11 protein-coding genes are annotated in these 12,990 nt (G+C 66.5%); 8 read left to right on the top strand and 3 right to left on the bottom strand.

The window, feature by feature from the left end:
- Positions 1-71 precede the first annotated feature (71 nt).
- The 4 genes from ACWA1Q_RS12290 to ACWA1Q_RS12275 all read left to right on the top strand — a co-directional run bounded on the left by ACWA1Q_RS12290 (position 72) and on the right by ACWA1Q_RS12275 (position 6,051).
- Positions 72-818: a YcnI family protein gene (locus ACWA1Q_RS12290; RefSeq protein WP_463757703.1), complete on the top strand. Its 747-nt coding sequence runs from the start codon at positions 72-74 to the stop codon at positions 816-818.
- Positions 815-1,534: a copper resistance CopC family protein gene (locus tag ACWA1Q_RS12285; RefSeq protein WP_463757702.1), complete on the top strand. Its 720-nt coding sequence runs from the start codon at positions 815-817 to the stop codon at positions 1,532-1,534. Before ACWA1Q_RS12290 ends, ACWA1Q_RS12285 begins: the two co-directional genes overlap by 4 nt.
- A gap of 109 nt (positions 1,535-1,643) precedes the next feature.
- A complete protein-coding gene (gene recQ / locus ACWA1Q_RS12280; RefSeq protein ID WP_463757700.1) occupies positions 1,644-3,482 on the top strand; it encodes a DNA helicase RecQ in 1,839 nt (612 codons plus the stop codon).
- 469 nt (positions 3,483-3,951) lie between these two features.
- On the top strand, positions 3,952-6,051 hold the full coding sequence (locus ACWA1Q_RS12275) for an acyl-CoA dehydrogenase family protein (protein ID WP_463757699.1): 2,100 nt from the start codon (positions 3,952-3,954) through the stop codon (positions 6,049-6,051).
- A gap of 259 nt (positions 6,052-6,310) precedes the next feature.
- On the opposite strand, the gene ACWA1Q_RS12270 is transcribed toward ACWA1Q_RS12275, so the two are convergent.
- The 3 genes from ACWA1Q_RS12270 to ACWA1Q_RS12260 are packed head-to-tail and all read right to left on the bottom strand — an operon-like array spanning position 6,311 to position 9,033.
- Complete coding sequence (locus tag ACWA1Q_RS12270; protein ID WP_463757697.1) at positions 6,311-6,976, bottom strand: SDR family oxidoreductase; 666 nt, start codon at positions 6,974-6,976, stop codon at positions 6,311-6,313.
- 32 nt (positions 6,977-7,008) lie between these two features.
- Entirely contained in the window at positions 7,009-8,013 is a 1,005-nt protein-coding gene (locus tag ACWA1Q_RS12265) for an aldo/keto reductase family protein (RefSeq protein ID WP_463757696.1), read from the bottom strand.
- A 33-nt stretch (positions 8,014-8,046) separates the two neighbouring features.
- Positions 8,047-9,033, bottom strand: coding sequence for a malate dehydrogenase (locus tag ACWA1Q_RS12260; protein WP_463757694.1), 987 nt, complete (start codon positions 9,031-9,033; stop codon positions 8,047-8,049).
- A 128-nt stretch (positions 9,034-9,161) separates the two neighbouring features.
- Between ACWA1Q_RS12260 and pip the strand changes: the two genes are divergently transcribed.
- From pip to ACWA1Q_RS12240, 4 genes are all read left to right on the top strand, one after another.
- A complete protein-coding gene (gene pip / locus ACWA1Q_RS12255; RefSeq protein WP_463757692.1) occupies positions 9,162-10,118 on the top strand; it encodes a prolyl aminopeptidase in 957 nt (318 codons plus the stop codon).
- Positions 10,119-10,180: 62 nt separating this feature from the next.
- Positions 10,181-11,077 (top strand): KPN_02809 family neutral zinc metallopeptidase, encoded by an 897-nt coding sequence (gene ypfJ / locus ACWA1Q_RS12250; protein ID WP_463757691.1) that lies wholly within the window; start codon positions 10,181-10,183, stop codon positions 11,075-11,077.
- A 123-nt stretch (positions 11,078-11,200) separates the two neighbouring features.
- Complete coding sequence (locus tag ACWA1Q_RS12245; RefSeq protein ID WP_463757690.1) at positions 11,201-12,133, top strand: ABC transporter ATP-binding protein; 933 nt, start codon at positions 11,201-11,203, stop codon at positions 12,131-12,133.
- Entirely contained in the window at positions 12,130-12,981 is an 852-nt protein-coding gene (locus tag ACWA1Q_RS12240; protein ID WP_463757688.1) for an ABC transporter permease, read from the top strand. Before ACWA1Q_RS12245 ends, ACWA1Q_RS12240 begins: the two co-directional genes overlap by 4 nt.
- The last annotated feature ends 9 nt before the right edge of the window (positions 12,982-12,990 follow it).

Below are 12,990 nucleotides of genomic sequence, written 5' to 3'. Positions count from 1 at the left end.
CCGGCATCCCGGCGCGCGTTGCCCGGAACCGCCGCATTCTCGTTCCCTTCTTTCGCAAGGACTTCTTTCGCATGACTCTTTCCCGTACCCGCCTGGCGGTGACCGGCATCCTCGCCGGCTCAGCCCTCGCTCTCGCCGTTCCCCTCGCCGCCGCCGCGCACGTCACCGTCTCGCCGTCGTCCACGACGGCCGGCTCGACAACCCAGCTCACGTTCTCCGTCGGGCACGGGTGTGATGGTTCCGCCACGACCGGGCTCACCTTCACGATCCCCGAAGAGATCGTCTCGGTGACGCCGACGGTTAACCCGAACTGGAGCGCCGAGAAGGTCCTCGTCGACCTCGCCGAACCGATCACAGACGCCCATGGCAACTCTCTCGTGCAGCGAGTCGGTGAAGTGGTCTACACCGCCGCCACGCCGCTCGAGGACGGGTTCCGCGACACCGTCACGCTGCAGCTCACCCTCCCGGCCGAAGCAGAAGGCACGACGCTCGTCTTCCCCGTTCTTCAGACGTGTGAGGCCGGCGAAACCAACTGGAACGAGATTGCCGAAGACGGTCAGGATCCGCACGACCTCGCCTCCCCAGCACCGACCATCGACGTGACAGCGGCCGAGAATTCTCATTCCGGAGAAGCGGCCGGTGTCGACCTCGCCGCCGGGCCGACGGCATCCGGCGCCGCAGTACAGTCGGAACCAGACCTCGTCGCCAGAACCCTCGGGCTCGGCGGCCTTGTCGTCGGCCTCGCTGGCATCGTTCTCGCGATTCTCGCCAGCCGCCGTCCCTCCGCGGCTGCATCCTCGAAAGGTTCGAACTCATGAAGCTCCGCACACTGACCGGTATCGGCACGATCGCCGGGATCGCCCTGGCGACTCTCGTCGGCCTCGCACCCGCGAACGCCCACAACGCGTTCGTGTCCTCGGCACCCGCGTCCGGAGCGGTGGTGACCGAGCAGCCCGGCATCGTGGTGATCACGACGAGTGACGCCCTGCTCGATTCCGGTCTTGACAGTCCCACCACCTTCCTGCAGGTGCGAGGCCCCGGCGCCGAGGAGCTGTACTACGGCGACGGCTGCGCCACCGTCGACGGGACGAGCATCACCATGCCGGTCTCGCTCGGCGAGCCGGGCGATTACACGATCGCCTGGGGAGTGGTCTCGGCCGACGGCCACCCGATCACGAGCGCCGACAGTGGCGGCGACATCGTCTTCACCTGGCAGCCGGCGGAGGGCCAGGAACTGGGCGACGGGTTCCCGGTTCCGCCGACCTGTGGCGAGGCACCGTCGGCATCAGGATCCCCGGCGCCGGACGAGGCAACGCCAGCACCGGCACCGGATGCCACGGACGAAGCGTCGACAACGCCGGCGGCCGATGCTGAGGACACCTCCACGACGGCCGCATCGGACATCGTGTGGATCGGTGTCGCGCTCGGCGTTCTTCTCCTCGCCGCCGTCGTCGTCTTCATCGTTGTCCGTCTCCGCCGTCCGGCAGCAGGCGCAGACGCGACCGACGACGACCCGGCGAACCCGACCGTGTAGCGCAGCATTCAAAACCGGCCGTCCCTGTTCTTCGGGGCGGCCGGTTTTTGTCGTTGGTCACCCCGGTGGAATTCGCCGGTTGTCAGGGGCGCAGGCTATCGTTCGTGAGGTGACAACCGCCCCGACCCCCAGTCCGACCGCCGTTCGCCCCACCGCGAGCGAGGTCCTGTCGCGTGTGTTCGGTTTCGACTCTTTCCGCAGCGAGCAGGAGGCGATCGTCGACCAGGTCGTTGCCGGCGGTGACGCTGTCGTGCTCATGCCCACCGGGGGCGGCAAGAGCCTCTGCTACCAGGTGCCGTCGATCGTGCGTGAGGGCACCGGCGTCGTTGTTTCTCCGCTCATCGCGCTCATGCAGGACCAGGTCGACGCGCTTCTCGCCGTCGGAGTGAGCGCCGCTTTCCTCAACTCGACGCAATCACCCGAGGAGCGTGACCGGGTGGAGCGCGCCTACCTCGCCGGCGAACTCGACCTCCTTTACGTCGCGCCGGAGCGGCTCGGCTCGGAGTCGACCAAACGGTTCCTCGCCAACGGAAAGATCGCCCTGTTCGCGATCGACGAGGCGCACTGCGTCTCCCAGTGGGGGCACGACTTCCGTCCCGACTACCTCACCCTCGGCGACCTCGCCGAGCGCTGGCCAGACGTTCCGCGGATCGCCCTCACCGCAACGGCGACGGATGCGACGCATCGCGAGATCACCGACCGGCTCCACCTTTCGAACGCCAGGCACTTCGTCGCGAGCTTCGACCGGCCGAACATCCAGTACAGGATCGTGCCGAAGAACGAACCCCGCAAGCAGCTCGTCGACTTCATTCGTAAAGAAGGAGCGGGGCAGGCCGGCATCGTCTACGCCCTGAGTCGCAACACCGTGGAGAAGACCGCCGCGCACCTGCAGGCCAACGGCATTACGGCACTCCCGTACCACGCCGGCCTCGATTCGTCGCTGCGCCAGCGCACCCAGTCCCGGTTCCTGCGTGAAGACGGAATCGTCATCGTGGCAACCATCGCCTTCGGAATGGGCATCGACAAACCCGACGTGCGGTTCGTCGCGCACATCGATCTTCCCAAGAGCGTTGAGGGTTACTACCAGGAGACCGGGCGAGCGGGGCGCGACGGAGAAGCATCCGTCGCCTGGCTTGCCTACGGGCTTCAGGACGTCGTTCAGTTGCGTCGGATGATCGATGAGTCGCCGGGCGACCTCGCGCATCGCCGCCGAATGGCCGCGCACCTCGACGCGATGCTCGCGCTCTGCGAGACGGTGGAGTGCCGCAGGCGTAATCTGCTCAGCTACTTCGGCCAGCCCTCCGAGCCGTGCGGTAACTGCGACACGTGCCTCGACCCGCCGGCGGTGTGGGACGGCACGATTCCGGCGCAAAAACTGCTGTCGACGATCGTTCGGCTCAAGCGGGAGCGCAACCAGGAGTTCGGTGCCGGGCACCTCATCGACATTCTCCGGGGAAAGACGACGGCCCGCACCACCCAGCACTCGCACGAAACGATCGCGACGTGGGGGATCGGCGCAGACTTGAGCGAACAGCAGTGGCGCGGAGTCGTGCGTCAGCTGCTCGCGAAGCGATTGCTCGCCACCCGTGGCGAGTACGGAACGCTCGGGCTCACCGAGGGGAGCGCGGAGGTGCTTTCCGGGTCGATGCCCGTTCCGATGCGGACCGAGCCGGAACGTCGAGCGTCATCCGGATCGGCGCGAAAGGCCGCCGTCGCGGACCTGGCACCTGCCGACCAGGAGCTGTTCGAGGCGCTCCGGGCCTGGCGTGCTGCCGAAGCGAAGGAGCAGGGCGTGCCCGCGTACATCGTGTTCGGGGATGCCACACTGCGCGAAATCGCGACGGCCCGCCCCGCGACGGTGGAGGACCTCGGCCGCATCAGCGGAATCGGTGAGAAGAAACGCTCGAGCTACGGTGCCGCACTCCTCGAAGTCGTCGCCGCGGCGTAACAGGCAAAAAGAAGGGCGCTGCACCGACCCGGGGGTCGGCACAGCGCCTACGTGTGTGGGAGGTTTAGCCCTTGCGGGCCTTGTCCTCGCCCTTCTGCTTTTTGTCGGCGCGCTTCTCCTTGAGGGACTTCGCGGGTTCCTTCTTCGCAGAGTTCTTCTGGGGTGACTTACTAGGCATCCGTTACTCCTTTGACCTGCCGGGCTGTACCGGCGTTGTTCCTCGACCATACGCTGTTATTCATGGCGGTGGTGAGGCGCGGCGTAATCGTTCGGTTCAAGCGTCGCCGGTTGCGCCGCCTTTGTGGACAGTAGCTGTAAATACGGGTCGCCCCCTGTAGGTTTCCTCAAGCGGGTTCGGCTCGTCGCCGGGAGCGTTTGTAGCCCGGGGACGGGGTATTTCTCCGGTGTGGCGAAGACTCGTACCGTGGAAGAACACGTGCTTGAAGACATCAAAGACGAAGGAATTCCCATGGTTGACACCACCATCAGGACCGCTGACACGGTCGACGACGGCATCCTCGACGACCACGCCGCTGAGGGGATCCGGATCAACACGGACGAGCTGAGTGAGAAGCTGCTCGGCAGCTGGCCTGAGCAGAGGCGTGCTGCACGTCGGCTCTCTGCCCGCCCGGAGTTCCACCGCATCGAGGGCCAGAACCTCGCCGAGCACCGCGAGCGCGTTTTCGGCCAGCTCAAACTGCTCGTAGAGAACGGCCAGGTGCACCGGGCCTTCCCGAAGCACCTCGGCGGTATGGACGACCACGGCGGGAACATCGCCGGTTTCGAAGAACTCGTCACCGCTGACCCGTCGCTCCAGATCAAGGCGGGCGTGCAGTGGGGACTCTTCGGTTCCGCCGTCGTGCACCTCGGCACGAAGGAACACCACGACAAGTGGCTCCCGGGCATCATGAACCTCGACATCCCGGGCGCCTTCGCGATGACCGAGATCGGTCACGGCTCAGACGTCGCCTCGATCGCCACAACCGCGACCTATGACGCCGACACCGAAGAGTTCGTCATCCACACGCCGTTCCGTGCCGCGTGGAAGGACTACCTCGGCAACGCGGCCGTGCACGGCAAGGCCGCGACCCTGTTCGCGCAGCTCATCACCAATGGCGTCAACCACGGTGTGCACTGCTTCTACGTACCGATCCGCGACGAAGACGGCAACTTCCTGCCCGGTGTTGGTGGAGAAGACGACGGCATCAAGGGCGGCCTCAACGGCATCGACAATGGCCGCCTTCACTTCACCGACGTGCGGATCCCGCGCACCAACCTGCTCAACCGGTACGGCGACGTCGCAGAAGACGGCACGTATTCGTCACCGATCGCAAGCCCGGGCCGCCGCTTCTTCACGATGCTCGGCACCCTCGTCCAGGGACGCGTGTCGCTCGATGGAGCCGCGGTCGCGGCATCCGCTCTCGCCCTTCAGATCGCGATCACTTACGGCAGCCAGCGCCGCCAGTTCAACGCGGCGAGCGATGTGCAGGAAGAAGTGATCCTCGACTACCAGCGCCACCAGCGCCGCCTGCTGCCGAAGCTCGCAACGACATACGCGCAGAACTTCGCGCACGACCAGTTGCTCGTGAAGTTCGACGGTGTGTTCAGCGGCAAGCGCGACACCGACGACGACAGGCAGGACCTTGAGACACTCGCCGCAGCGCTCAAATCGCTGTCGACGTGGCACGCGCTCGACACCCTGCAGGAAGCACGCGAGGCCTGCGGCGGTGCCGGCTTTATGGTGGGCAACCGCTTCACGAGCCTCCGCGCCGACCTCGATGTGTACGTCACGTTCGAGGGCGACAACAACGTGCTGCTGCAGCTCGTCGGGAAGCGTCTCCTCGGCGACTACGGCAAGCGGTTCAAGGGTGCGGATGCCACGACGCTCGCCAAGTTCGCGGCCGAGCAGGCCCGAGGAAAGGTCGTTCACGGCACCGGACTGCGGTCCCTCGCCCAGACGGTCGCCGACTTCGGCTCCACCGCCCGCTCCGTTGGCCGGATGCAGGAAGAAGACGCCCAGCGCGAGCTGCTGACTGACCGGGTCGAGAGCATGGTCGGCGCGATCGCCGGTCGGCTCCGCGCTGCGAGCAAGCTGTCGAAGGCCGAAGCTGCCGCTCTGTTCAACACCAACCAGAACGAGCTCATCGAAGCGGCCCGTGCGCACGCCGAGCTGCTGCAGTGGGAAGCGTTCACCGAGGCGCTCGCGTCGATCACCGATCCGGGCACGAAGAAGGTCCTGACCTGGCTCCGCGATCTGTTCGGTTTCGAACTGATCGAGAAGCATGCGGCCTGGTACCTCATCAACGGGCGCATGTCCGGCCAGCGCGCCCAGTCGGTCACGGCCTACATCGACCGGCTGCTCACGCGCCTGCGTCCCCACGCCGTCGACCTCGTCGAAGCGTTCGGGTACACGCCGGACCACCTGCGGGCACCGATCGCGACGGGCATCGAGGCTGAGCGTCAGGACGAAGCGGCGGCATACTTCGCTGCTCTCCGCGCGTCCGGTGAGATGCCGATCGACGAGAAGACGGCAAAGTCGTCGTTCGATGCGCTGAACCACAAGAAGTAACGCGAGACTCGCGAAACGGCGGCGGTTCCCTCCCGGGAGCCGCCGCCGTTTTTGTTTCCCGATCGATCGGTCCGAAAGGGTCGTTCAGCCTGCGAATGGGTCGCCCTTTCGGACTGATCGAATGCGGGAACAACCTTTTGGGCCCGATCGATGCGTCGAATCACCGCAAACTGCTGCAGAACGAACGAATCGCCACACTCTGTCGCTCGAGCGGTGCAGGAACGACACAGTGCGGCGATCCGATCGCACGCGTGGGGAATCAGCCCGCAGACACCGCCGCCGCGATGGCCGCGGGGATCGGAGTCTCACCCGAGATGAGGTCCCAGGAGTGACCGGCGGTCTCCGGGAACGTAAGCACCGCGGCGATGAACCCCGCGACGTCCGCGCGCGCAATCGAGTCGCGCTCGGTGTGCTCCCCGAGCGTGATGAGGTCGGTCGGCTCGTCGTCGGTCAACCCGCCCGGCCGGAGAATGGTCCAGTCGAGACCGGTGCGCCGCAAGGCGTCGTCCGCGTCCCGCTTCGCCTCGACGTACGCGGTCCACACCTCGTCGGCGTCAGGCGCAGGGCCCTCATCGACGCCGATCGCCGATACCTGCACGAACCGCTGCACGCCCGCCTGCTGGGCAGCATCCGCCGACTTCACGGAACCCTCGAAGTCCACGGTGCGCTTGCGGGCCGCACCGGAGTTCGGTCCGGCACCGGCGGCGAAGACGACAGCATCCGCCCCGGTCATCGCGGGAACCAGGTCCGACGCGGATGCCGTCTCGACGTCGCACACGAACGGCTCAGCCCCGAGGGCCTCGATGTCAGCGCGGTGGTCAGGGTTACGGAAAACACTCACCACGCTGTCGCCGCGGGCGACGAGCTGCTGGGTGAGCAGGCGGGCGATGGAACCATGCCCACCGATGATGACGACTCGACTCATGATCGGCCTTTCGTTCGGAGTGGGAAGAGGATTCAGGACGGGCGCGTCTCGGGCGACACCGTCTTGCGCGGGTCGGTCTCCGGGATCGACCCAAGGGCCTCATCGATGCGCGACAGGGTGTCGGCGTCAAGCTTCACTCCCGCTGCTTTCACGTTGTCGCGGACCTGTTCTGGTCGAGACGCACCGATGATGGCGGATGCGACGTTGTCGTTCGCGAGGACCCACGCGATCGCGAGCTGCGCGAGGGTGAGTCCCTGCTCGTCGGCGATCGGCTTGAGGGCCTGCACCGCGGTGAGAACGTCGTCGCGGAGGAAGCGCTTGACGGCATCCGCCCCGCCCTTCTCGTCGGAGGCCCTGCTGCCCTCTGGCAGCGGCTGCCCCGGCAGGTACTTGCCGGTCAGGATGCCCTGGGCGACGGGGGACCAGACGATCTGCGAGATGCCGAGGTCGAGTGAGGCAGGAACGACCTCTTCTTCGATCACACGCCACAGCATCGAGTACTGCGGCTGGTTCGAGATCAGGGAGATGCCGAGGTCCTTGGCGAGGGCGCTGCCGCGGCGCAGCTGGTCGGCGTCCCACTCGGAGACACCGATGTAGAGCGCTTTACCCTGGCGGACGACGTCGGCGAACGCCTGCATCGTCTCCTCGAGTGGCGTTTCGTGGTCGTAGCGGTGAGCCTGGTACAGGTCGACGTAGTCGGTACCGAGTCGCGTCAGGGACCCGTTGATCGACTCCAGAATGTGCTTGCGGCTGAGTCCTGAGTCGTTCGCGCCCTTCGGCCCGGTCGGCCAGTAGACCTTCGTGAAGATCTCGAGCGACTCACGCCGCTCGGAGGCGAGCGCCTCGCCCAGAACGGTCTCCGCCGCGGTGTTCGCGTAAGCATCCGCGGTGTCGAACGTGGTGATGCCGCTCTCGAGGGCGGCGGCGACGCACTGGCGCGCCGTGTCGTTTTCGACCTGCGAACCGTGGGTGAGCCAGTTGCCGTAGGTGATTTCGGTGATCTTGAGGCCTGAATTGCCGAGATAGCGATAGTCCATGACGCCACGCTATGCCCGATACCGGGCCAGATGCTAAAGGAGCCCGAGTGCTTGCACCTGCTCACGTTCTGTGGCAAGTTCCGCCACGGAGGCGTCGATCCGCTCGCGCGAGAAATCGTCGATCTCGAGGCCGTCGACGATGCGCCACGCCCCATCGATGCTCTCGGCCGGGAACGACGACACGAGGCCATCAGGTACGCCGTAGCTTCCGTCGCTGGGCAGTGCGACACTCGTCCACCGTCCGCGGTGCCCATTCACCCAATCGTGCACGTGATCGATGGTCGCGCTCGCCGCTGAGCCGACTGAACTCGATCCGCGGACCTCGATGATCTCCGCGCCGCGGTTCGCGACCCGCGGGATGAACTCGTCGCGAACCCAGCTCTCGTCGACGAGAGCCAGCACACGCTTGCCTGACGCGGTGGCATGCGACAGGTCCGGATACTGCGTCGCCGAGTGGTTGCCCCAGATCGCGACGCCGTCGATCTCGCCTGCGGGTACGGCGAGTTTGTCGGCGAGGAGCCCGACAGCGCGGTTGTGGTCAAGCCGGGTCAACGCGGTGAACCGCTCGCGCGGGATGTCCGGGGCGTGCGCCGCAGCGATGAGCGCGTTCGTGTTCGCCGGGTTGCCAACGACGACGACACGGATATCGGATGCCGCGCCGGCGTTGAGCGCTGCGCCCTGCGGCCCGAAGATGGCCCCGTTGGCTGCCAGCAGGTCGGCGCGCTCCATGCCGGGGCCGCGCGGCCGGGACCCGACGAGCAGCGCAACGTTGGCGCCATCGAATGCTGTGCCCGCGTGATCGGTGACGGACACGGCGTCGAGGAGCGGGAACGCGGCATCCGACAGCTCGAGGGCGGCCCCCTCTGCGGACGCCAGGCCGGCCGGGATCTCGAGGAGATTGAGGCGGATCCGTGTGTTCGGCCCGAGCAACTGGCCGGAGGCGATCCGGAAGAGCAGGGCATAGCCGATCTGGCCGCCAGCGCCGGTCAGCGTGACGGTTGCCGTTGTGGTCGCGTTCATGGGAACTCCTCGGTCTCGGTGGCACGATGGCGGCGGGCTCGATTTCGAGGGGCACAGCATCGATGGGCACAGCGTTGATGGGGCACAGCATACGCGCGGCACTGGATGGACGGGAGTACCGTCGAAGGATGCGCATGCTCTACCCCGAGATCGAACCGTTCGACGCCGGCCACCTCGACGTTGGTGACGGTCAGGCCGTCTATTGGGAGACCAGCGGGAACCCGGATGGCAAGCCGGTCGTGTTCCTGCACGGCGGACCCGGCGGTGGCACGAGTGCCACCCATCGCCGGCTGTTCGACCCTGCCCGGTACCGCATCGTCCTGTTCGACCAGCGCGGTTGCGGACGCAGCACGCCGCACGCGAGCGCGCCGGACGCCGATCTGTCTGCGAACACGAGCTGGCATCTCGTCTCCGATATCGAGAAGCTCCGCGAGCACCTCGGTGTCGACAGCTGGCAGGTGTTCGGTGGGTCATGGGGGAGTGCGCTCGCCCTCGCCTACGCCGAGACACACCCCGACCGCGTGAGTGAGCTCGTGCTCCGGGGTATCTTCACCCTGCGTCAGGTCGAGCTGGACTGGTTCTATGAAGGCGGCGCCTCCGCGATCTTCCCCGACCTGTGGGAGGGATTCGTCGCGCCGGTCCCCGTTGACCAGCGCGCCCACCTCATTCGTGCGTACTCACGATTGTTGAACGACCCCGACCCCGCGGTCCACGGCCCGGCCGCAGTCGCGTGGTCCCGCTGGGAGTCCTCCACCATCACGCTGCTGCCCAACGAGGCGAACATCGCGCGGTTCACGGAGCCGTCATACGCCGTTGCCTTCGCCCGGATCGAGAACCACTACTTCATGCACGGCGGCTGGTGGGAAGACGGGCAGCTGATTCGGGATGCCGGCCGGCTTCGTGGCATCCCCACCGTCATCGTGCAGGGACGATACGACATGTGCACCCCACCGATGACGGCCTGGGCGCTCGCCGCAGCGATGCCCCACGCCGAGCTGCGAATGATCCCGGACGCCGGGCACGCCTTCGACGAGCCGGGGATCCTCGATGCGCTGCTCGAGGCGACGGACCGCTTCGCGTCCTAGCCCGGATCACTGGCCCCGCGCAATCAGTGGCCCGGCCGCCGTCGCGGGGATAAATTGGGCCCGTGACTTTCAACCCGAACTCTGACATCTCCGGCAGCAACGTTCGCAAGCGCGGCCGCGGTCGTGGAACTGCCATCGGCGTCGGCGGTGGTGGTCTCGCCGTCGTTGCGGTGTTCCTCATCGCCCAGTTCACCGGTGTCGACCTGAGTGGATTCATCGGCGGGGGAGGCAGCGCGGGAGGACCGGCGCCCGACTCGACATCGCTCGCCGAATGTCAGACCGGGGAGGACGCGAACGAGAGCGTCGAGTGCCTCATGGTCGGAGCGGGAGCGTCGATCGACGATTTCTGGCTGGAGAATTACTCCGCGGTCGCGAGCAATGAGTACCGCACTCCGGAATTTGCCCTGTTTGAAGCGTCGACGACCACCGGGTGCGGGGCAGCGTCGAGCGCCACCGGCCCGTTCTATTGCCCCGGTGACGAGACGATCTACATCGACACCTCCTTCTTCCAGCAGTTGCGTGAGCCACCGTTTGCCACGACGGGTGGCCCGCTCGCTCAGCTCTACATCGCGGCGCACGAGTGGGGCCACCACATTCAGGCCATCTCAGGGATCATGGAATCCGCCGACCGCTCGGGTTCCGGCCCGGACTCAGACTCGGTCAGAATCGAGCTGCAGGCCGATTGCTTCGCCGGTGCCTGGGTTGCCGGCGCAAGCGAAACCGACGACGCCAGCGGGACCAATTACCTCGAGACGCCGACCCAGGCGCAAGTGACGGATGCCCTCGATGCGGCGGCAGCCGTCGGAGACGATCGCATCCAGGAGGGCTCAGGCCAGGGTGTGAATTCGGAGGCGTGGACCCACGGTTCGAGTGAGCAGCGCCAGCGCTGGTTCACCACCGGGTACGAACAGGGGCCTGGCGCCTGCGACACGTTCTCCGTCGACGGTTCGCGGCTGTAACTCTCAGCTCGAGGAGTACGCCCGCCGGTGCCACGGGTGACGGTACCGCGGTACGAGGAATCACCCGCAGTCATGCCCCGCGGGAGGACGCGACAGCACGTGTTTCGCTCGTAATCTCGCAGCATGATCGAAGCACAGAACCTCACCAAGACCTACGGTGCCAAGACCGCGGTGAACGACATCACGTTCACTGTGCGGCCTGGAATCGTCACCGGTTTCCTCGGCCCGAACGGAGCAGGAAAGTCCACGACGATGCGCATGATCGTCGGACTCGACCGCCCGACACACGGCTCGGTCACCGTCAACGGTCGGCCCTACGCCGACCACGCCTCACCCCTCCACGAGGTCGGAGCGCTGCTCGACGCGAAGGCGATGCACACGGGGCGGAGCGCCGAGAACCATCTTCTCGCTCTCGCCGCAACCCACAGCATCCCGAAACGCCGCGTGCGGGAGGTCATCGAACTTACCGGCCTCGAGTCCGTCGCGCGCAAGCGAGTCGGTGGCTTCTCGCTCGGTATGGGGCAGAGGCTCGGCATCGCCGCTGCCCTGCTCGGGGACCCGCAGACGCTCATCCTCGATGAGCCGATCAACGGACTCGACCCCGAAGGAGTGCGCTGGGTTCGCTCACTGGTCCGCAGCCTGGCCGCCGAAGGGCGCACCGTTTTGCTGTCGAGCCACCTGATGAGCGAGATGGCCGTCACCGCTGATCACCTGATCGTGCTCGGCAAGGGACGTGTAATTGCCGATGCCGCTGTGAAGGATGTGATCGGTGGGGCTGCCCGCGCGAGCGTCCGGGTTCGCTCACCACAGGCATCCGTTCTCGCGTCCGCACTCGCATCGCCCGATGTCACGGTCACCCATGTCGAACACGACCTGCTCACCGTCACCGGGCTCGACGCGGGCTCCGTCGGCGATCTTGCCGCGCTCGGCGGAATCGCCCTCCACGAACTCACTCCTATCCACGCCTCCCTCGAAGAGGCCTACCTGCAACTTACGAATGACGACGTGGAGTACCGCACCGGTGCCTCCGCACGAGACCTGGAGGTCACACGATGACTACCGAAACGCTGACCCCTGCGCCACAAGCGCCACACCTGCGGATACCGTCGGCCGCGTCCACGAATCCGGTCCGTTTCTCCGGCATCCTGCGTTCGGAGACGATCAAACTGCGCAGCCTGCGTTCGACCGTCTGGTCCTACGCCGTCCTCGTGCTGATCTCGATCGGACTCGCCGCGCTGATGGCTGGGACGCTGGCGAGCAGCATCGAGGGGCAGGTCCCGGCAGAAGCCCAGACCGCGATCGTCATGCAGGTGAGTTCGTTCCCCGTTGCGCTCGGACAGCTGGTTGCCGCTGTTCTCGGTGTGCTGTTCATCGCCGGCGAATACGGCACGGGCATGATCCGATCGACACTCACTTCGGTGCCCAGGCGGCTCCCGGTGCTGTGGGCGAAGAGCATCGTGCTGTTCGCGGCGACGTTCGTCGTCGGCCTCGTGTCGACGGTCGGCGCGTACCTGATCGGAAGCCCGTTCCTCGCGGCGAGTGACGTTGCCGCCCCGATCACCGATCCGGATGTTCTGCGTGCCGTCGTCGGCGGGGCGCTCTATCTCGCCCTCATCGCCGTCTTCGCCCTCGGAGTCGGTGCCGTGGTGCGCAGCTCGGCCGGTGGGATCGCCGTTGTGCTCGGCATCATCCTCATTCTTCCGACCGTCCTGCAGCTGATTCCCGCGGACTGGGCAGCGAACATGATCCCGTATCTTCTCTCCGATGCGGGGCTCGGCGGCCTCGGAATAGAATCGGGTATCCCCGGCGGCCTCGAGCCCTGGCAGCAGTTGCTTGTCGTGCTCGGCTGGGTGGTCGCCTCGCTGAGTGCTGGGGCCATCCTGATGAAGCGGAGGGACGCCTGACCGAGACGC

It is taken from the genome of Mycetocola sp. TRD_SC_2 (assembly GCF_055361225.1).
Note: the sequence above shows the minus strand (reverse complement) of the source record. Positions and strands in the feature narration are given on the sequence as shown.